The following is a 22,184-nucleotide window of genomic DNA, read 5'->3' on the forward strand; positions in this document are numbered from 1 at the left end:
GGGGGCTTATAATGAAAGAATTAGAGTATGCTGGTTTAAATACGACCCTGCGCCTCTATGAAGCTCAACTTCTCAGTCAGTCAGACTATGACACTTTATTGCAAATGGATCGTTCTGATGACGTTTTAGATTACTTAGGTAAGACTGCTTATTCCATTCCGGAAGAAGTTCGGTTAAATCGTAGTTTTGAGCCAATTATTCAACAACGTTTGGTCCATGTATATGAAGAATTACTTGAGGCATCACCTGATAGGCGTATAATCGAAATCTTCTCATTAAGATATACTTATCATAATTTGAAGCTTTTAATTAAAGAAAAATATCTGGATGAAGATTTGTCTCATTTGTACATTCCGATTGGCAGTTTTTCAAAAGAACAACTCGCCCAAGTGGTCTCTACAAAAGGACAAAATGAAGACCTTCATCCTGTATTAGAAGAAGCTGTCTACGATGCTATCACAGCGGTAGAAGACACAGGCGATACGCATTCAATTGATGTTATTTTAGATACAGCTTATCTAAGACATATTCGATCTCATGCAGATGCAATGCAACATGAGGAATTAAGTCGATTTGTAAAAATGAAAATTGATTTTCAAAATTTATTAACTTTTGTCCGCGCTTTTAAACAAGGTCAAAGCACATCATTTATTTTCACCTCTTTATCAAGTCAAGGAGCAGTGAGTCGTGATGATATCATTGAAAATTGGCGGGAAAAAGATTTGAACGGTTTAGTTGAAACTTATCAAACAGCTGAATACATGATCAATTTAGACCCTGTTTGGAGTCAATTGAATGATGAAAAAGTAAATCCTACTGAACTGAATGCTTTAATTCAAGGCGAGTTTAGTCGAATTCTTAGATCATTTTCATTTGATGCTTTCGGACCGATGCCAGTGCTGACTTATTTGTATTTCCTAGAAAATGAAGGAGACAATGTACGTCTTGTTTTAACTGGGAAAGAAAACAACTTAGACAATCAACTAATTAAAGAAAGGATGCGACCTATTCATGGCATATAAAATAGCAGTAATCGGTAACCGTGACGTCGTATTAGCCTTTAAACTATTAGGATTTGAAGTCTATCCAGCAAGTAGTGGCGAAGAAGCTAGAAAGATTCTACACGATTTAAAAGAAGAAAATATTGGTGTCGTATTATTAACAGAAAATCTAGCTCATGAAATACCCGATACGATTAGTCACTTTGACACTTTACCAACCCCTGCGGTTATTCTAATTCCAACTCATAAGGGATCGCTTGGAATTGGTAAAGCTAAAGTCAATGATAACGTTGAAAAAGCAATCGGACAGAACATATTATAAAAGGAGGAAAAAAATGACAACTGGAATTATTCAAGAAATTTCAGGACCTTTAGTTAAGGCTAAAGGAATGAAAGACTCCTCAATTCGTGAAATTGTTTTGGTTGGAGAAATGCAACTTACTGGCGAAATTATTGAAATGCACCAAGACGTTGCATCTATTCAAGTATACGAAGAGACCTCGATGTTAAAACCGGGAGAAATCGTAAGACCTACAGGACATCCTCTTTCAGTTGAATTAGGACCAGGTCTATTAACCAAGATGTTTGATGGGATTCAAAGACCATTAGAAGATTTCATGCAAAAAACAGAGAGTAATTTTTTAGTAAGAGGAAGTAACATTGATGTTTTAGATCGCGACAAGGTTTGGGAATTTGAAGCCCGCAAAGCAGTGGGTGACCAGGTGGTAGCTGGCGATATTATTGGGGTCGTTCAAGAAACCAAAATTATCGAGCACCGTATTATGGTTCCTGTTGGTATTGAAGGAACCATCAAATCTATCGAATCTGGCTCATTCAAAATTGAAGATACCGTCTGTGTTGTTGAAACAGAATCAGGCGCACATGAATTAAATATGGTGCAAAAGTGGCCGGTTCGTTTGGGACGCCCTTATAAAGCTAAGTCCACTCCAAAAGCACCATTAAAGACAGGACAGCGTGTAATTGATACATTTTTCCCAATCACTAAGGGTGGGGTAGCTGCTGTTCCAGGACCTTTCGGGGCCGGTAAAACAGTTGTTCAACACCAAATCGCTAAGTATGCCGATGTAGACGTGGTAGTTTATGTAGGTTGTGGTGAGCGTGGAAATGAGATGACAGACGTTATTAATGAGTTCCCAGAATTAATTGACCCTAAAACGGGCGAGTCTATCATGCAACGTACAATTTTAATTGCTAATACTTCTAATATGCCAGTTGCGGCTCGTGAGGCTTCAATCTATACAGGGATCACCATTGCTGAGTACTTCCGTGATATGGGCTATTCAGTGGCCATCATGGCGGACTCTACTTCACGTTGGGCAGAAGCATTGCGTGAAATGTCAGGACGTATGGAAGAAATGCCAGGGGATGAAGGTTATCCAGCTTATTTAGGTTCACGTATTGCAGAATACTATGAGCGTGCCGGTTTGGTGCAAGTATTAGGATCAGATGAGCGAGTGGGTTCAGTTTCTGCCATTGGAGCGGTATCACCTCCAGGTGGGGATACCTCAGAGCCGGTTACTCAAAATACTTTACGTATCGTTAAAGTTTTCTGGAGTTTGGATTCTAAGCTTTCACAGCAACGTCACTTCCCAGCTATTAACTGGTTAGACTCTTATTCTCAATATTCAACCGATGTTCAAGCACATAATGATGAACACATTGATTCAAGTTGGGGTGAGAAAGTGCGTCATTGTTTATCACTTCTTCAAGAAGAGTCAAGCTTACAAGAAATTGTACGCTTGGTTGGTTTAGATTCACTTTCTGAAAAAGATAAACTAACGCTTGCCATCGCTGGTATGATTCGTGAAGACTTCTTACAACAAAATGCTTTTGATGATGTTGATACAACAACCTCTGAAGAAAAACAATTGAAATTATTGAATTTAATTATTGATTTTGAAACTGAGGCAAGAGAAGCAATGAAATTAGGTGCTTACTATAATGAAATTATGGAAGGTACTCAAGAAGTTCGCGAACAAATTGCTCGAGCTAAATTTATTCCAGAAGAAGAAATTCATCGCTTGGATGAGATTGATCAGCAAATTGTTACCCGCATGAAAGAAGTACTAGAACAAGGAGGTGGAGCAAATGCTTAAGGAATATACAAATATCTCTGACCTGTATGGTCCATTGATGATTGTAGATGGTGTCGAAGATATAGCCTATGACGAATTAGTTGAAATTGAGCTCCACGATGGTGAAATTCGTATGGGGCAGGTGTTAGAAGCTAAAGAAGGTAAAGCCGTTGTTCAAATCTATGGTGGAACTTCTTCGATGCGTTTATCGAATATTAAAGCACGCTTTAAAGGGAAGCCTCTTGAATTCGCTTTATCAGAAGACATTGTTGGTCGTATCTTTGACGGTATGGGAAATGTGATGGATGGCGGACCACAAATCATCCCTGAAAAATTTGCCGATATCAATGGTCAAGCGATTAACCCAATGGCGCGTGACTATCCGGATGAATTTATTCAAACAGGTATTTCAACCATTGACCACTTGAACACCTTGGTAAGGGGTCAAAAATTGCCAGTTTTCTCTGGTTCTGGTTTACCGCATAAAGAGTTAGCTGCCCAAATTGCACGTCAAGCAACTGTTTTAAACTCAGATGAGAACTTCGCCGTGGTCTTTGCCGCAATGGGAATTACTTACGATGAGGCAGAATACTTCATGGATTCTTTCCGTGAAACAGGAGCGATTGATCGTTCCGTTATGTTTGTTAACTTAGCCAATGACCCAGCTATCGAACGTTTAGCAACACCAAAAATTGCTTTAACAGCTGCAGAATACTTAGCTTTTGAAAAGGATATGCACGTTTTAGTTATCATGACAGACATGACAAACTATTGTGAGGCTTTACGTGAAGTTTCTGCAGCCCGTCGTGAGGTACCAGGTCGTCGTGGATACCCAGGTTACTTATATACTAACCTATCTACACTTTATGAACGTGCAGGACGTTTAGTAGGATCGAAAGGGTCTGTTACCCAAATTCCGATTCTTACCATGCCTGAAGATGATATTACCCACCCAATTCCTGACTTAACGGGATATATTACTGAGGGACAAATCATCTTAGACCGTTCATTAGATAACCAAGGTATTAAGCCGCCAATTAATGTTCTTCCTTCATTATCTCGTTTGAAGGATAAGGGAACCGGTGAAGGGAAAACACGTGAAGACCACGCACCGACAATGAACCAGCTATTTGCAGCTTATGCCAAAGGTAAAGAAGCAAAAGAATTAGCGATTGTATTGGGTGAGTCAGCCCTTTCAGATGTCGATAAACAGTATGTTAAATTTACTGATGAATTCGAGAAACGCTATGTTAACCAAGGCTTTGATAAGAACCGTGACATTTTTGAGTCACTTGAAATTGCCTGGGACTTATTAAAGATTTTACCGAAGAGCGAATTGAAACGGATTAAGGACCCAGTGATCGAGCAATACTTACCGAAAGGAGAGTAATGCACTATGGCAAACGTATTAGGGGTAAAGCCGACCCGGATGGAACTATCCGCTTTAAAGAGTACGCATGCACTGGCTAGTCGCGGGCATAAGTTACTTAAAGATAAGCAAGATGAATTGATGCGCCACTTTATTGATTTAATTCGTAAAAACAACGAATTACGCGACCAAGTGGAAGCCGAACTCTCAGAAGCTTTGCAATCTTTCGTATTGGCAAAGTCTCTGATGAGTGATAACTTCATTGAAGAGATAGCTGCTATTTCAGGTCAGACGATTGATCTTTCAATTGATTTAAAAAATATTATGAGTGTCAATGTCCCTAAGATGGATTTTAATTTAGATGATGATATTGATGATGAGCCTTTACGCTATGGCTATTTAAATTCCAATGCGGAATTAGATGAGGCCTTAGAAGGGTTAAGAAAAATCTTGCCTAGATTGCTTGACTTAGTTGAAATTGAAAAAACGTGTCAGCTTCTAGCCGATGAAATCGAGAAAACAAGAAGACGTGTTAACGCTCTTGAATATCGAATGATTCCGGATACTGAAGAGACAATCAACTATATTTCTATGAAGTTAGAAGAAAACGAACGGGCAAGCATCACTCGTATGATGAAGGTCAAAGATCTATAATTACTACTAAGATTAGCAAAATAATCTTATGAAAAATCCGAATAGTTATTTAGAAAGACTGTCAAATAAATCGATAGATTTATTGACTCGCTCCACTAATGTTTCTCTAAACGTTAATCGACAAGAGAACATAAGTAGTTGGACTGAATGATCTTTCTATAACTATTCGTTTTTTTTTTTTTTATGAAAAGCAAAACCTTATTATTACCTTTTTATTCGGTAGTCTGATTTAGAATAGGAGATTGTTTTAAAAAACTAGCATAAAAAAATCAAAAATCTTTAAGTTAAAATTTTTCTATTGAAGAAAATAAAATTATGTTCAACTTCTTATTCTATTGAACTTTAACCGGAAATATTAAAGTGGTTAGTTAGGTTTATCATAAATCATAGAATACCATTGAATTGTCTTTTTAATTAAGTTGATCTTTAATAGGTAAAAAAGGATATTCAGTTGAGCTAGGAATACTCACTAACAGTAGGTTATGATGCTATTTTATTAACGAAAAATAAATTGACTAGATTTTTTTTGAAATAAATATATATAATATGTAAATTATAGGTAGCTCATTTATTTATTTTTGAAATACTGCCACAACAAAAGTTGAAGTATCCTAATTGAGGAAGAATTAATTTTAAGTAACCTAAGTGCTAATAAAATTAAGTTTTTAATTGAGCTTATTGAATTTTTCTAATTGGTAACAACTCATATAAATAGAATTATTTACTTTTAAGTATAAATTGAGACTGTTATTTAATTATTGACTAACAATCCAATGACATAAACCTCTCGAATTCACTATTATGGAAATGATGATGTGTAGTTACTACATAAATTATCTTAATCCCCGATATGTTATGAAAAATTTTAAAGAATGAATTAAATTCTATAAAATATTTTAATAGGATCGTTTTTAGATTAATTATATTTTCACCAAGAAATATATCTGTCTCTGAATAAATTTTCAACAGCGTTTACTATTTATAAACATTAAATTTAAAGAGAATTTTGTTTTGGATTTAAACTATATTTCGATAAAAATTACCCTTAATTTCTTCTTTGAAATTAAGGGCTTACTTAATATAGCATCATGTAATTATTTTTCAAATTTTATACCAACAAGTATATAAATTTTGTTTAGTTAGTAAAGCATTTTCTAAGTAATTAATTGAGAGTATATATTAATAGTTTTTGAAATAATCTTTAACTACTTTCTTCATTCTGTGAGAAAAAGTAACCGGAAAATGACTTTCAAAATACACGAAACGATTTTTATAATCTACTTTTGTAACATTATCTGGGTTTACTAATGTTGATCGTGAGATTTTTAAAAATCTAGGATACAAATCTTGTATTTTATTTATACTACCGTTAAAAGAATACTGACCATTTAGTGTAATAAGAGATAAACGATGAGGGCTATTAGTTGTTTCAATATAGAGAATCTCATACCAATTAAAATTGTATTTTTCAGAACCAAAATAAAAGGAGAAGAGTTCGTCTTTATTAGTTTTAGTGTCTATTTGTCTCTGGTAAGCGATATCAAGTATATCGTTTATTTCATCTCTTAGTTTGTATATATCGCCTGTTTTTTCAATAAACCCCAAAGCCTCAATATTATATCGAAATGTTTCCGGTGCTGCTTCTTCATGAGTAGTAATAAAAATTATTCGCGCGCCTACATCACGTTCTCGAATAAACTGAGCAAGTTGTATGCCGTTCATCGATTGTTTTAAGTCTACATCTAACAAATAAATTCCATCTTGAGGTCTAGAATTCTCAATATATGTCATAACTTCGTTTGGTGTTTTTGCAAGAAGTTCCAAACTATAATGTCCCTCATTCATAATTAAGTAATATTTTAAAATTGTCTCAATCTTTTCTAAGTGATAAGGATTATCTTCACACACAATGACTGGATACATCATTATCTCTCCCATCTTTTAAAATAATTATTTTAAAAGATGAATTCCTCTGATTTTGTATAGTGGATCGCCATATTATTATAGCCATCAACTATATCTCCTGCATTTTTAAAACCTAATCCTGCATGATTTAATTTTGAAGAATATTCTACTTGTAAACATTTTTCTAAGGGAATCTTATCATTATTTAGTGTATTCTTTATAATTACTTGAGTCTTTTTGTTATCATCTATTATACACATGCTGAACATTCCATTTGGCTGTTCTTTTAAATACTCTATTGCATTATCCATAAAAATACTGATTAAACGCACTAAATCGAAATCATGAATAGCTATATAGTCAATACGATTCGTACATTCAAAACGAAATTGAATATTTTTTTGATCCATTGCTATTAATTTTGTTAGTAATACGCTTTTCAAGAGAGGATGTTCAACGTTTTTAATATCCCCAAACTTATCTGCATCTTGTTCAAGATTGGTTATAGAGTATATTTCTAATTCTTGTAAGTAATGGTCTAGTGTTTCCCAATTTCTGTCACTAGCGATTCCTGAGATAGCTAATAATATATTTTTATAATCATGCTGAAATTTACGAAGGTTTAAATGGCTTTGCTCAAGTAGTTGGGTATATGAAAGTAGCGCATCCATCTCATTTTTTAATTTTTCTTTCTCTAATCTTTTAAGGTAATATTGCTGAGTTTTAGCAAATACAAAAAAAGCGCTAAAAAGGATAATGATATTGACCACGAGGGTAATTAGAATTAAGGCATTATAGTTTCCTTTACTTTGAATAAATATATAATAAAAATCATGTATAAACGTTAAGACTACAAGAGTGAAAATAATTCCTCTACTCTTACTTAATTCATATATTTCAGCATGAAATTTATTAGTTAAAAATACAAAAAATTCTTTTGAAACAAAAATGATTATTAAATATATAAAAAAATTAGCAGGCATAAAAGAATGAATCCAATAGTTTTGTGAATAATTAAATGGGAAAAATAAAGAGAAACTCATTATTTTATATATCAAGTTTAGAATCAACACTTTACATAAAAGAAAACTACTTTTTTCTTTCTTATCAACAAAAAAATTATACACAAAAATATTTAAAATGGTAAATGATAGATTTAAAGCACTAAGATAATCATTCATAAATGCAGCAAAAACTAAAAAAAACGGTACAATAAATACCGCTAAGATAATTTTTTTAATATCTATTATCTTGAATAAATAAAGAAAAGCTACAATTTGAAGAAACGAAAAGAATATAATTGATAAACAAGTTGCTATTATTGGATTTCTAACCATTCTATCACCTTTAAATTTTAAGAACAATCTTTAAATAAAGACATTACACAGTTAAATACGTTATTAATTTTATTTTTGTCAAGACCACCTAGAATATTTTTTAAAATTTTTTCATCAGATATTTTTTTCATAATTAAGTTTTCACCCTATATAACCTTTCCAAAGATTTGCATATACTTCCTGACATGAAAGTAAATAATCATGACTTCCTGCTTCACATAAATTATATTGATCCAATACAAGTATTTTATCGCATTTTTTTGCAATTCTTAAATTATGGGTAATAAATATTAAACCTACATTCTTCATATTAATAAGGTTATCAATAACTTTTTTCTCTGTAATTGGATCTAAAGCACTTGTTGCTTCGTCTAAGATAATTATATCACAATCTCTTAGTAAAACACGTGCAATTGATAATCTTTGTTTTTGCCCCACCGATAAATTATTACCTCCTTCTTCTAAATATGTATTTAATCCTAAAGAAAGATTTGAAAAATAGTCTTTCATTTCAACAATCTCCAGAATATTCCAGATAATGTGATTATTGGGTTTCTTTTCTAAACCTAAAGTTAAATTTTCTTTCAATGTTCCTTTAAAGAAAAAAGGCTCCTGATTTACATAGATTATTTTTTCTCGTAAAGAAGAATATGAATAATTATTAATGGAATGATTGTTAATTAATATTTCGCCCTGATCGGGTTCATAAAATTTAACTAATAACTTAGCGAATGTAGATTTTCCTGATCCACTCGATCCTACTAAAGCATAAGATTTATTTTGATCAATTGTAATTGAGATATTTTCTAAAACTGTTTTTTTTAGGTTATAAGTAAAGGATAAATTTTTAACCTCAATTTGATCTATTTTAGTTAAATATTGAACATTATCGTTTTTATTCATTTCTATTTTAGTCGATAAAACCTCATTCATTCTTTTGCTGGCGACTTGAGCTGTTTGTATTTTAGCTTGCAAATTGATAATGTTTTCAATTGGCTGAATAAAATTCATCATTAAGGCGTTATATGTTACAAGTTGACCAACGGATATTTTTTTATCAATAACCAAATAACTACCTAACCAAAGTAACAGAGTGCTTCCCATAATATGTAGTAATTTTTTTAAAACCTCTTGCCAATTTTCTATTTGTATTCTTTTGAATGATTTTTCTATATAAAAGTTAAATTCTTTAACAAGCTTATCGTAAAAAAATTCTGGACTATTTAGAGACTTAATAGTCTCCATTCCATTTAAAGTTTCAATAATCGAATTATTTATTTTTGTACTAGACGACATTTCTTTTTCGTTTGCACCTTCATTTCTTTTATAAAAAAATGAAACAATAAGTATATAAAATGGTAATGGTATTAAACACATTAAAAAAAGTAGCTTATTTTGAGTAAATAAAAAACCTCCTATTATTAAGAACATACTCAAATCAATTATTATAGAGACGGCTGAACTAGCTAAAGCATCTATTACTTTGCTGGCATCGAGAAATCTAGAAATAATTTCACCTACTTGTCGATTATAGAAAAAAGAAAGCGGAAGAGAAAGAACATGGTTTATATATGATAGAAGAACTGACTTACTTATGCTTTGGCCAAATTTTGCTAGTAATTTAGTTCGTGTAAATGTTAAAAATGTTTGAAATATATATATTAAAGAAAGACCTAGTGTTACTATATTTAAAAGATTCACATTACTATAAGGAATTATTTTATCTATTAATATTTTCAAATAATATGATGATGCTAATGCTATTAATGTTATTATTAAACTGATAAAAGCGATAGATATTATGTTTTTCTTATGTTTAAACAATAACGAAGAGTAAGAAGATAAACCTGCTATTTTCTCTTTTTTTGATTTATAAGTCTCACTTGGATATGGAATTAAAAGGATATTTGTCCAAATTTTATTAAATTCACTATGATTCAAACTATATTTTCCTTTAGCTGGATCTGCAATATAGACTTGTAGATCATCAACCTGATAAATTACTACGTAATGTAAATATCTTTGATCAATAACTACATGAGCTATCGCTGGCAAATGTAGTTCTTCATGGTTCCATACTGATGAATCTGCTTCAACTGCTAAACAGTTGAAGCCTAATTTTTCAAGACATTTTTTTATGCCGTAAGCCGATGCACCTTCTCGATCAGTACCTGTCATGCTTCTAAGTTTATGGATGGGTTGTGAGGAAGAGTAGAAGTTTAATATCATCTGAATACAAGCAACTCCACAATCCATTTGATCCTGCTGTTTAAATAGATTAAAAACCATTATCATCCTACTCTCCTTATTTTGAAATTATACTAACATTAGTCTCTTAAAACTACATAAAAACTCATAAACGTGACACAAAATGTCATTAACGTTAACAAAATTTTGTCGACAACATATGTCTATAGTAATCTAACATTTATGAATTAAAAGAAAGTTAGATTTAAAGTCTGTCATTATATGAGTAAATATTATAGTTAAAAATGAAAGGAGAAAATAAATGTCGATTATTACTGAAGATGTTATGAAGTCAATTGTTGGGGGAGTTTGTGAGATACCAATGCCAAACTCATCACCATTAGATAAATTAATTTGCTATATTTCAAATAAGATAATTAATATACCTCGTATTAGATAGAAAACAATATAGAATTTATATGTTTATCTAAAAAGTTGAATCAATAAATATTAGGTCACAGTAGTATAGGGAAATTTAGTTTGTCTTAAATATCTCTATAACTATTGTGACGTTTTTAATATAAATAATTCATCTAATTTCTAGTAAAAGATAGATAACTAAAATAGTAGCATATAATTTTGTTTATACTAATAAACTAAATTGTCAATGAGTAACCAGATACTTATATTATTACACTCCTATTAGCTACATTTTATGAGCATTATGCAAATTATAGTTGATTTTAAGCTTTATTAATAAGGATATACTAATATTAATTCGTGTAGGATTTTAATCTATAATTATTAAAGCCATTAACAAATTCCAAAGAAATACGCTAATGAATAAAAGTTAAACACTAATGAATTAATTAAAAATAAATAAAACATTACCTTATACTAAATTTATAAGTTGGTTTCAACTTAATAATCAATAGGAGGTATTGGCATGTCTAAATTTAAAGTCTTAAGCACATCTAAATGCTTATCAATTATTGGTGGAGGAGATTATTGGAGAGATGCAGCAGTAGTCGGAACTGGGCTTATGGGTAACTTAATTTGTGGTCCGGTATGTTCGGGTCTTGCAGGAATTGGTGGAGGATGGGTTTACGATAAATTAACTGGGAACTAGGAGTGAATAATTATGATAAAACGATTAAATGAAAAAGAACTGAAAAAAGTATTTGCTGGTGGAGTAGCAGGAGCTGTATTAGGCGGAGCGGTAGGAGCAGTAGTTGGGGTTGTTACCGGTGGTAAGGAAGGACTTGTAGGAGGATGGTTAGGGGGAGCAGGAATCGGAGCTACTGTAATTCCTTTCAGCCATCCAGTAAATGAAGTGAGGAGTTAATATTTATGGAGGAAAAATCTAGAGATAGTTTGAATAAATTTTTAGGAATATTCAATAAAATAGATGACAATAAAAAACTTAGTGCCTACAGAATTGGAGCAGAAAGTTTTAGAGAAATATACTTATTTAATATTTTTTCAACAATTCTCATAGCTTTTTTAATTCCTCATTTTTCCGAAAAGATAATCTATCTATACATGGCAATTAATGTTTTAGTTCCGGTAATTATAATAGGAGCTAAGCTTGCTTTTAAATTAAATAAAGCAGGACTTACTAATCGTAATAAAAGACAATTTAGTAGGTTCAACATTATTATGCGAAGTGTATTAGGTGGAATTCTCTACGGAGCTTTTATGAGTCTCTATTATATTAATATTGGTAAGTTTTCTAAGGAAATGATATTTAGTCAACAATTCTTTACGAATTTCTTCATTTCTACCTTTTTATTTGGTGGAATTATTTATTGTATTATGACCATATCATGTGCAAAAAAATATAAATAGAAAGATGGTGTCTAGATGATATAAACAAGCAGCCTCCGATCCAATAGATGGGGGGCTGCTTATTTATATAGAAATAGAATTCTTTAATTCTATTTCTTTCAATTACATATTCACATTATGATAAACATTCTGCACGTCTTCATCATCTTCTAGTGCATCAATTAACTTCTCAAAAGTTTCCAAGTCTTCTCCGTTGAGGTCAACTTCAGTCTGGGCGATCATTTCAGTTTCAGCAACAGAAAAATCGGTAATGCCGATGTTTTCTAGACATTCTTTAATAGCGCCGTAATCACCAGGTTGGCCATAGACAACGACAGAACCCTCTTCAGTATAGACATCTTTAACATCGAGATCAGCTTCAAGTAAAGCCATAGTAATTTCTTCTTCATCTTGATTTTCCATCACAAAAACGGCCACATGATCAAACATATAAGAAACGGATCCAGCAACCCCCATATTTCCGCCGTTCTTATTGAAAGCCATACGGACATTGGCTGCAGTACGGTTTACATTATTTGTTAAAGCATCCACGATAATCATTGAACCGTTCGGACCAAAGCCTTCGTAACGTAATTCTTGGAAGGTCTCATCAGCTGAACCCTTTGCCTTATCAATGGCTTTGTTGATGACGTGGGAGGGTACATTGTAGGTTTTTGCACGATCGACAACAAATTTTAATTTTTGGTTAGTTTCCGGATCTGGGTCTCCTGATTTAGCTGCAGCATAAATTTCAATTCCAAATTTAGCATAAATTCTAGAAGTTTGTTGATCGGTTTTCGCTTTCTTTTCACGAATATTCATCCATTTACGACCCATTGTTTTCACTTCACTTTCATTATAGTCTGTTAGTATTATAGCGAAAAAGACTTTATATTTATAGAATTTTTTTCAATTTATCTTACTTTCATTATTTCTATTTTAAGAGTCAATAACTTTTCACTATTCAATAAGAAAAGACGGCTGAAAAGCCGTCTATTTTTAAATTTAATCTTTGGGGTACATTTTATCAATGCGTCCTTGAAGTTCTTTATCATTAACAAATTCTTCATAAGTGGTATTAATCCGATCAAAAGCACCAGTAGGTGTGATTTCAATTACACGATTTACGGTAGTATTTAGTACTTCGTAGTCATGTGAAGCAATTAAGATAGCTGATTTAAATTTGACTAAGCCATCGTTTAAAGCGGTAATGGATTCAAGGTCTAAGTGGTTGGTTGGTTGATCCATGACTAAAACATTCGCTTTTGAAAGCATCATTTTTGAAAGTAGACAGCGAACCTTTTCACCACCAGATAGGACATTGACAGGTTTTAAGACATCATCTCCTGTAAAGAGCATACGCCCTAAGAAAGAACGTAAGAAGGTATTATCACTTTCTTCTTTAGAAGCATATTGTCTTAACCAATCGACAATTGATAGCTCGACCCCATCAAATTCATCCCCCGAATTACGTGGCAGATAGGTCTGTGAAGTCGTAACGCCCCATTCAAAGCTTCCTTTATCCGCTTCAAGATTGCCCATCAAGATTTCAAAAAAGGCTGAAATGGCATTGTCACTTCGGGATACAAACGCCACCTTGTCATCACGGTTTAAAGTAAAAGTGACATTATCAAAAAGAACTTCGCCATCAATTGACTTAGATAATCCTTCCACGCTCAGTAGGTCATTTCCAATTTCACGCTCAGGTGAAAAGCCAACGAAAGGGTAGCGGCGACTGGAAGGTTGAATATCATCTAAGGTAATTTTATCCAGCAATTTCTTTCTGGAAGTAGCTTGCTTGGATTTGGAAGCATTGGCAGAGAAGCGCGCAATAAAGTTTTGTAATTCTTTAATTTTTTCTTCTTTTTTAGCATTTTGATCCGCTTGCATTTTAGCAGCTAGTTGGCTGGATTGTAACCAAAAATCATAGTTACCCACATAAATTTTAATTTTACCAAAGTCGACATCCGCCATATGCGTACATACTGTGTTTAGGAAGTGACGGTCGTGGGAAACGACGATGACAGTGTTGGGGAAGTCCATGATAAAGTTACTTAACCAATCAATGGCTTGAGCATCTAGACCGTTAGTCGGCTCGTCTAATAGCAGATTATCCGGTTTACCGAAAAGTGCTTGAGCCAGTAGAACTTTAATTTTATCCGCTTCGATAAGTTCACTCATCTTGGCTGTATGTTGTTCAGTAGGGATTCCTAAACCTTGTAGCATATTTGAAGCTTCCGATTCAGCTTCCCAGCCACCCATTTCGGCAAATAAACCTTCTAATTCACCAGCGCGCACACCATCTTCATCAGAAAAATCAGCTTTCATATAGATGGCATCTTTTTCTTTCTTTACTTCATAAAGTTCCTTATAACCCATCATCACGGTTTCAATCACTTCATAGTCTTCGAATCCGTAGTGGTTTTGGTTAAGGACAGCTAATCTTTCATTGGGATCCATGGACACATTTCCCGTTGTAGGTGCTATTTCACCAGATAAAATTTTTAAAAAGGTGGACTTACCAGCACCATTGGCCCCGATCACCCCATAACAGTTGCCGGGTGTAAAATTAATATTGACCTCATCAAATAATTTTCGGTCTGGGAATTGTAAACTAACATTCGATACATTGATCACAAACATAACCTCCATCTTAGATTCATAGACATACGCCTTCATTCTAGCATGATAAGGACTAAAAAGCATTAAGAAATATAGCTGATTGATAAACTTACTATAAAATAAATAACTCTGTCTATTTATAGACAGAGTTAAAGTATTATAGACTGCGTAACCAATCTAAGAAGCGTTTCATTAAAGAAGCTTCTTGCGGTTTTGACTGTTTAGTCTGATTATCACGAGCGGGATTTAGTTTACTGAGTCGAATTTTGTGACTTTGTTTTTCTTTAGCTAAGCGCTCATCGAGATCTTTTTGACGTTGGCTAGCTCGTTCGATTAAAATTTCTTGCGAGTTGATTTTTTTGTCTTCAATGATAACTGGGCGGATATAATCGCCGTTTACTTGCAGTTCACGTGCTTTCATATTATCCGCTAATTGAAGCTCTAAATAGTCCACTATATCAGCCTCGATATCTTTATCTAAGATCGGGAATTCAATTTCGACACGCTTAATCATATTGCGTGTCATCATATCAGCAGAAGAGAGGAATAGGTGCTTATCACCATTATGGTTAAAGTAATACACACGAGAATGTTCTAAAAAGCGACCCACTATTGAACGCACACGGATATTATCGGATATACCGGATATACCAGGCTTCAAACAGCAAATACCTCTAACAATTAAATCAATTGAAATACCCGCTTGACTCGCTTCATAGAGCTTTTGAATGAGCGGAAGATCGGTTAATGAATTCATTTTGGCAATGATACGTCCATTACTGTATTGCTTTTGATAAGCGATTTCTTCATCAATATAGTCCATTAGAGAATCTCGAATAGCAAAGGGTGAAACATGTAAATGTTTATAATCAGGCAAGCTACTATAACCGCTTAAATAATTAAAGAAGTTGGTAGAATCATCCGTTAAACCAGGATGTGTGGTGAACAACCCCATATCGGTATAAATTTTAGCTGTTTTATCGTTATAATTACCCGTTCCTAGATGAAGGTAAGGTTGGATTTTATTATCTTCCTTGCGAATGACCAGTGAGATTTTGGAATGGGTCTTTAATTCACTGACGCCATATAAAACATGACAGCCTGCTTCTTCTAATTCTTTGGCCCAATAAACATTATTTTCTTCATCAAATCGCGCTTTTAATTCCACCAATACGGTGACTTCTTTTCCATTTTCGGCAGCGGTTTTTAAGGCTGAGATGATAGGAGAATTTCTAGAAACTCTGTAAAGAGTCTGTTTAATTGCGATAGTTTGAGGATCTTGCGCAGCGTATGCTATTAAGTTAACCACCGGATCGAATGAATCATAAGGATGGTGGAGAAAGATATCATGGTCTTTTGCCTGAGTGAATAGACTATCTCCTAGGTGCTGAGGATTGAGAAATGGAATATGTTTATCAAATAAGAATTGAGGGTTGTCTTCACCTATTTCTTCCCTTAAGGCAAAAAGGAAAGTTAAATCGAGCGGTCCGTCAATCAAGTAAACGGCATTTTCTTCTAACTCAAAGACTTCTTGCAAATAAGTAAGGTTTTGTTCAGAAAAATTCATTAATCGTGAGCGGTCAATCTCAATACGGACAGCCATTCCATTTTTTCTCTGCTTGACGTAGTCTTCAATCAAAACTAACAAATCTGAAGCGCCATCTTCTACAATCGAAAAATCCGCATTACGTGTAATTCGAAAAGGATAAGCAGCTACAACCTCATAGCCTTCAAAGATGCGATCAAGGTGGTGGATGATAATGTCTTCTACTAATACTATGGTGTTGACTTGTCCTTCAATAATGAAATAGCGTTCAATCAGTTGAGGGATGGGGAGGATTGCCCGGTGTTCTTCGCCATCCTTTTCGAGCTTAACCATAATGTTTAAAACTTTATTAACAAGATGGGGAAAAGGTCGATAGGCATCAATTCCTAATGGGGAAAGAGTGGGTAAGAGTAAAGTTTTAAAGTAATAGTCTATTTCTGCTTTTTCAGAGGTGGATAATTCATCGATGGACTTCATTTGATAGCCAGTATTTGGTAAAAGCGCCATCAATTCATGGTATCGTTTATATTGTTTGGTAACATTACGATGATTGCGCTGGCTAATATTTTCTAGTAATTCTTCGGGGGTTTGACAGGTCTTATTTTCGGAGACCTCCACATTTGCTAAAAATTGATCGTAAACACCAGAAACTCTGACCATAAAAAATTCATCGAGATTGGAAGAAGCAATGGCTAAGAAGTTAATTTGTTCCAGTAAAGGATTGGTCATGTCATATGCATTGTCAATACAGCGTAAATTAAAGTCTAACCAAGATAATTCGCGGTTAAAATAATAGTCAGGATTATCAAATTGTCCACCATTTTCTCTGGGATTAGAGATACGCTTATTCTTACTAGCTGTTTTCTTTTTCTTTTTTTTGGTCTCAGTCATTTTATTTCTCCTCTCAATTTTTGTTAAGCCTCTAAATCAACATATTTCAATTTCAAAGCTCCATCAAGGCTTCGGGCAATGTGTTTAGCGTGACGATCCGCCCGGTATTGTTCGGCCACCACAGGACCTCGATGATAAAGGGTTAAGACATACTCTTTTTTCTTTTTTTCTAATTTAATATTTTTAATTGGAGAGGTTTTCGAGTCGTTTAATGATTGGCTAAATTTTAAAATACCCCCTAAAGCTTGAAGTTTTCGAATCTCTTCGCTACTAAACCAATCGGTAAAAGATTGACAATATTGATAGAGTAAAGATTTATTACGGTAACTGCTTAATAAAGCTAAACGGACACGATCGCGGTGGGAAAAACCGGCCAAATCCATATTGGATAAAAGATAGAAGGTTGTTTGTGAATCAGCTTCTTTAGAGATGAATTGACCACATCGGTAGAGATAACTTGCCATTTCTAATTCCACTTGCTGAGCATAGGAATATTCGAGCTGTCCTAAATCAGTAAGTTGCTTATAAAGATCAATGGCTATCTTAGTTCGCACATCTGCGACTTTTTGATGAACTTTAAAGTCACGACAGATTTTGGCGACACTTCGAACGTGAATATGCTCAGGATCAATGGGTTGGTCATAATGATCATTTAAGTAGTAGGTAATAACACCATCTCTTAGCCCTTGTCTAGAAATATATAGAGTAGGGGCATTGACGATTTGAAAAAGTTCAATAAGTGCTAAATTAGCTGGAATAATAATGTCCGTTCGATCTGAACTCAACCCGTCAATATCCTGCATATCTTGATAATTAGTTGACTGAAATAGTTCAAGTGTGGTTTTTAGATTGTTTTCAGAGAGTCGATAGCCATGTAAGCCAGCAATCGGATAGTTCTGTAAACGTTGATGGACTTGAGCAATATTACGCGCAGACCCACCGACTGCAACGATCGGGTATTCTATCTTTTTTAGCCAATCCAATGATTTAAAAGCTTTTTGTAGATAGCGTCTTGTCTTTTCAATGGCTGTTGGATCGTTGTGATCTTTATCTTTAAAGAACTTTTCCTTTAAGCTGACTACACCAAATGGAAAGGAATGGTAATGCTTAATCTCTTTGTTTTCAGACAAGGTTATTTCACAAGAACCTCCACCCATATCAATAGTCACCATATTACGATTGGGCAAAGAATGTGAAATAGCGTACTGGCCAAGTGATGCTTCCTCCTTTTCGGATAAGATGCGAATTTCGATACCTGTTTCTTCTAAAACGCGCTGAATGATATTTTTTTGGTTAGTGGATTGGCGAATAGCTGCTGTAGCAAAGACAATTAAATCTTCGATTTTATGTGCACGAGCAGCATAATTAAAACTGGCAAGTGTTTCAGTTAGTTTCTGAATGCCTTTATCAGACATTATTACTTGCTCGTTTTCATCTTTATTCAAGTATTGTGATAAACGCGCAGGTACTTTAAGATTAGTAATTTCATGAATATCATAATATTGGTCGATTCCATAAATCACCATTCGAATGGTGTTTGAACCGATATCAATTAAACCTACTTTATTGGAATACATACATTTCCACCCATCTATTTTGACTTAGTAACATGTTGACGTTTAGTTTTTATTTAAGATTTCTTCAATCGCAGGGGCAATATCAGATGAATGAGAAACAACTTTTCCATTGAGTTTGATTAGTCCCACGGTATATAAGTTGGCATAAGCAAATTGTGATTCTGCCACTTCTTTGAGTGCTTCAATTTTTTGAGGGTTATCTGCTCCTTGTTGACGGGAGTCTGAAAATAAACCAATGATAGGAATACCTGCTTGGTAGGCAACACCAATTTCACTAGCTACACCTGGATCAATGATTTGCCCATCTAAGACAGCTAAGACAATGTCGCTTGCTAGCACAGCTTCTGTATCCAAACGAGCAATCATTCTTGAATCGGCATAGGATTGCTTGTCGTTAATTTCAGCTTGTTCTTGAGGTAAAAAAATATTTAGAGAGGGCATGGCTTGTCTTAATTCATTAGCAACTTTCTGGTTGAAGGCTAGTTCCATCTCATTAAAGAGGGGGCTTGCAAAATATAATTGAGTCATGTTTAAATCCTTTCTTTAAGAAGTATTTTATAAGCTGATACTTCTATTATAGTAAATTTTTCTCGTTTGGTGTATGAATTCAAGAAAATCCATGAAAATTAATTGATTAACGCTAAAAAAGGAGTGGTTCGCCTTGAACCACTCCTTAAATGAGTTAATAGATATTAAGCAAAATATTTTAAGCGAAGGGCATTTAGTAAAACCGAGATGGAAGAAAAACTCATAGCTAAGGCGGCTATCATTGGGTTGAGTAATGGACCACCAAATAAATAGACAACACCCATAGCAAAAGGAATTCCTACCACATTATAGAAGAAAGCCCAGAATAGATTCTGTTTGATATTACGGATAGTAGCATGACTCAAGTTAATAGCAGTCGGAATGGTGGTTAAATTGTTATTCATCAACACAATATCAGCTGACTCAATAGCAATATCGGTCCCGGAACCAATTGCCATACCGATGTCAGCTTGTGCTAAGGCAGGAGCGTCATTAATACCGTCACCGACCATAATCACTTTATTGCCGGCTGCTTGCACTTCCTTAACGATCCGCGACTTATCTTCAGGTAAAACTTCTGCAAAGACTTTATCCACTCCTACTAATTGGCCAATATGCTCTGCTGTGGCTTGATTATCGCCTGTCACCATCATTACCTTTAGTCTCATTGCTTTTAGATTTTTTATTACTTCAGTACTTGATTCTTTTATGGGGTCTGAAATCGCTAATAATCCTTGGAATTGACGATTAACAGCATAGAAAATAACGGTCTTAGCCTCGTGGCTCAGTTTATTAGCAAGTGAGATGAAGTCTTGAGGGATAGGCTGGGTTAATGATTCTTCCATTAAGCGCAAATTACCAATTTGAATACTTTCATCATCAATTTCGGCTGTGATACCCTTACCAGTAATCGACTGAATGTGTTTTAAAGGTTTATAATCTAAGCCAGCACCCTCAGCATAGTCAACTATTGCCTTTCCTAGCGGGTGTTCTGAGTTGGCTTCAACACTTGCTAACTTATTTAATAGAATATCTTTATCTTTTTCATCAACTGGGTAGAAATCAGTCACACTGGGTTTCCCTTGTGTGATAGTGCCTGTTTTATCAAGTAAAATAGTATCTGCTTGATGGGTTGTTTCTAGACTGGCACTACTTTTAATTAAAATACCCTTTTGAGCAGCGTTGCCTGTTCCTACCATAATTGCTGTTGGAGTGGCTAAGCCCAGTGCACAGGGACAAGCAATGATTAAAACACTAATGAAAATCTGTAAACTGAAAGTTAAGGATTGAGTCATTATAAAGAACCAGAACAGGCCACTGATTAAGGCAATTATCATAACAGTTGGGACGAAATAAGAAGCTACAACATCAGCAAATTTAGCGATTTGAGCTTTGGAAGATTGGGCTTCATTTACTAATTGAATAATTTGAGAGAGCGTGGTATCCTGGCCCACACGCTCTACTTCTAGAGTAAAGCCTCCTGTTTTATTTAAACTAGCCCCCGTTACGAAGTCTCCTTTGCTTTTGTTAACGGGCATTGCTTCACCAGTTAACATCGATTCATCGACACTGGATTGACCTTCAAGAATGATTCCATCCATAGGAATAGTGTCTCCAGGTCTTATTTGTAAATGATCACCTGGTTGGATGCGTTCAGTTGGAATAATTTCAATCGAACCATCTTCTTTAATTCTTCGTGCCTCTTTAGGCGCTAAATCCATTAAGGCTTTAATAGCTGAAGAAGTTCGTCCTTTAGCAATATCTTCTAAATACTTGCCGACTGTCATCAAAGTGACAATCACAGCTGCTGATTCAAAGTATAGTTCAATATGTTGGCCATTTTGAATGGGATTGATAAATAAAAAGAGTGTTACCACTATACCTTGAATAAAGGCGGCCCCGCTACCTATAGCGACTAAGCTGTCCATGTTAGGGTGACCATTCAAAAGACTCTTAAATCCACGGACAAATAATTCTCTACCTAAATAGATGACAGCACTACTTAAAATCATCTGAATGAGGGCATGAATGCTAGGATTTTGATTCATTGATAAAGAATCTGGAATAGGCAGGCCAATCATTGGACCCATTGCTAAAAGAAATAGTGGGAGAGTGAACAAGACCATGCTTATAATTTTTTGTTTGGACCTTTTTAAATGTTGCTGTTCCCGTTCTAAGTCTTTTTGATATTGTTCCTCAGGAGAAATAATTAAACTGGCATCATAACCAGCTTTTTGCACAGCCTCAATAGCTTTGTCTGGGTGAGCTGTATGATTCCACTCAACGTTCAATGTAGAAGTAGCGAAATTGACTTGAGCGGATTGAACATCTGAGAGTTGATTGGCTACTTTTTCGACAGTCATCGCACAAGAAGCACAAGACATCCCATCAATCCGAAAATTTTGAATGAGTGCTTCATTAATAGAAGGTAATAGCTGATAGCCTACTTTTTTAACTCGATCAGCCAGTGTTTCAAAATTGATTTTTTGAGGATCAAAATTGACTTTGACAGAATGGTTTAGTAGATTGACTTCTGCTTTTTCAACGCCTTGTGTCTCATTGAGCGTTTTTTCGACAGTCATTGCACAAGAAGCGCAAGACATTCCATCAACATTATAAATATTTGATTGCATTTTTATCCTCC

General features: G+C 34.3%; 17 protein-coding genes. 8 read left to right on the forward strand and 9 right to left on the reverse strand.

The genetic code is table 11. The features are described 5' to 3' along the window. Positions 1-11 precede the first annotated feature (11 nt). Genes NW240_RS07080 through NW240_RS07100 form a run of 5 tightly spaced genes read left to right on the forward strand, consistent with a single transcriptional unit; the run spans position 12 to position 5,120 of the window. Positions 12-1,022, forward strand: a complete 1,011-nt coding sequence (locus tag NW240_RS07080; RefSeq protein WP_258436825.1) for a V-type ATPase subunit — start codon at positions 12-14, stop codon at positions 1,020-1,022. Beyond that, entirely contained in the window at positions 1,012-1,323 is a 312-nt protein-coding gene (locus NW240_RS07085) for a V-type ATP synthase subunit F (protein WP_258436826.1), read from the forward strand. Before NW240_RS07080 ends, NW240_RS07085 begins: the two co-directional genes overlap by 11 nt. A 13-nt stretch (positions 1,324-1,336) precedes the next feature. Continuing rightward, a complete protein-coding gene (locus tag NW240_RS07090) occupies positions 1,337-3,118 on the forward strand; it encodes a V-type ATP synthase subunit A (RefSeq protein WP_258436827.1) in 1,782 nt (593 codons plus the stop codon). Next, a complete protein-coding gene (locus NW240_RS07095; RefSeq protein ID WP_258436829.1) occupies positions 3,111-4,487 on the forward strand; it encodes a V-type ATP synthase subunit B in 1,377 nt (458 codons plus the stop codon). Before NW240_RS07090 ends, NW240_RS07095 begins: the two co-directional genes overlap by 8 nt. Positions 4,488-4,493: 6 nt before the next feature. After that, entirely contained in the window at positions 4,494-5,120 is a 627-nt protein-coding gene (locus tag NW240_RS07100; RefSeq protein WP_258436830.1) for a V-type ATP synthase subunit D, read from the forward strand. A gap of 1,179 nt (positions 5,121-6,299) precedes the next feature. Here NW240_RS07100 and NW240_RS07105 read toward each other — a convergent pair. From NW240_RS07105 to NW240_RS07115, 3 genes are all read right to left on the reverse strand, one after another. Continuing rightward, positions 6,300-7,043 (reverse strand): LytTR family DNA-binding domain-containing protein, encoded by a 744-nt coding sequence (locus tag NW240_RS07105; protein ID WP_258436831.1) that lies wholly within the window; start codon positions 7,041-7,043, stop codon positions 6,300-6,302. A 32-nt stretch (positions 7,044-7,075) separates the two neighbouring features. Then, entirely contained in the window at positions 7,076-8,362 is a 1,287-nt protein-coding gene (locus tag NW240_RS07110; RefSeq protein WP_258436832.1) for a GHKL domain-containing protein, read from the reverse strand. A gap of 141 nt (positions 8,363-8,503) precedes the next feature. Then, positions 8,504-10,651 carry a peptidase domain-containing ABC transporter gene (locus tag NW240_RS07115; protein WP_258436833.1) on the reverse strand — a complete coding sequence of 716 codons (2,148 nt, stop codon included), beginning with the start codon at positions 10,649-10,651 and terminating at the stop codon, positions 8,504-8,506. An 844-nt stretch (positions 10,652-11,495) separates the two neighbouring features. Between NW240_RS07115 and NW240_RS07120 the strand changes: the two genes are divergently transcribed. From NW240_RS07120 to NW240_RS07130, 3 genes are read left to right on the forward strand one after another with little or no spacing between them, the layout of a single operon-like run. Then, complete coding sequence (locus tag NW240_RS07120; protein ID WP_258436834.1) at positions 11,496-11,678, forward strand: hypothetical protein; 183 nt, start codon at positions 11,496-11,498, stop codon at positions 11,676-11,678. Positions 11,679-11,690: 12 nt separating this feature from the next. Next, complete coding sequence (locus NW240_RS07125) at positions 11,691-11,894, forward strand: hypothetical protein (protein WP_258436835.1); 204 nt, start codon at positions 11,691-11,693, stop codon at positions 11,892-11,894. 5 nt (positions 11,895-11,899) lie between these two features. Continuing rightward, complete coding sequence (locus tag NW240_RS07130; RefSeq protein WP_258436837.1) at positions 11,900-12,397, forward strand: hypothetical protein; 498 nt, start codon at positions 11,900-11,902, stop codon at positions 12,395-12,397. 102 nt (positions 12,398-12,499) lie between these two features. On the opposite strand, the gene NW240_RS07135 is transcribed toward NW240_RS07130, so the two are convergent. From NW240_RS07135 to NW240_RS07160, 6 genes are all read right to left on the reverse strand, one after another. Next, on the reverse strand, positions 12,500-13,213 hold the full coding sequence (locus NW240_RS07135) for a YebC/PmpR family DNA-binding transcriptional regulator (protein ID WP_258436838.1): 714 nt from the start codon (positions 13,211-13,213) through the stop codon (positions 12,500-12,502). Between the two features lie 168 nt (positions 13,214-13,381). Further along, entirely contained in the window at positions 13,382-15,013 is a 1,632-nt protein-coding gene (locus NW240_RS07140) for an ABC-F family ATP-binding cassette domain-containing protein (protein ID WP_258436839.1), read from the reverse strand. A 142-nt stretch (positions 15,014-15,155) separates the two neighbouring features. Further along, positions 15,156-17,435 (reverse strand): RNA degradosome polyphosphate kinase, encoded by a 2,280-nt coding sequence (locus tag NW240_RS07145; protein WP_258436840.1) that lies wholly within the window; start codon positions 17,433-17,435, stop codon positions 15,156-15,158. 23 nt (positions 17,436-17,458) lie between these two features. Further along, positions 17,459-19,012 carry a Ppx/GppA family phosphatase gene (locus NW240_RS07150; RefSeq protein ID WP_258436841.1) on the reverse strand — a complete coding sequence of 518 codons (1,554 nt, stop codon included), beginning with the start codon at positions 19,010-19,012 and terminating at the stop codon, positions 17,459-17,461. Positions 19,013-19,054: 42 nt separating this feature from the next. Next, positions 19,055-19,540, reverse strand: a complete 486-nt coding sequence (locus NW240_RS07155) for a nucleoside 2-deoxyribosyltransferase (protein ID WP_258436843.1) — start codon at positions 19,538-19,540, stop codon at positions 19,055-19,057. A gap of 164 nt (positions 19,541-19,704) precedes the next feature. Then, on the reverse strand, positions 19,705-22,173 hold the full coding sequence (locus NW240_RS07160; protein ID WP_258436844.1) for a heavy metal translocating P-type ATPase: 2,469 nt from the start codon (positions 22,171-22,173) through the stop codon (positions 19,705-19,707). Positions 22,174-22,184: the final 11 nt, after the last annotated feature.

The organism is Facklamia sp. 7083-14-GEN3, from assembly GCF_024742075.1.
Taxonomy (GTDB): Bacteria; Bacillota; Bacilli; order Lactobacillales; family Aerococcaceae; genus Facklamia.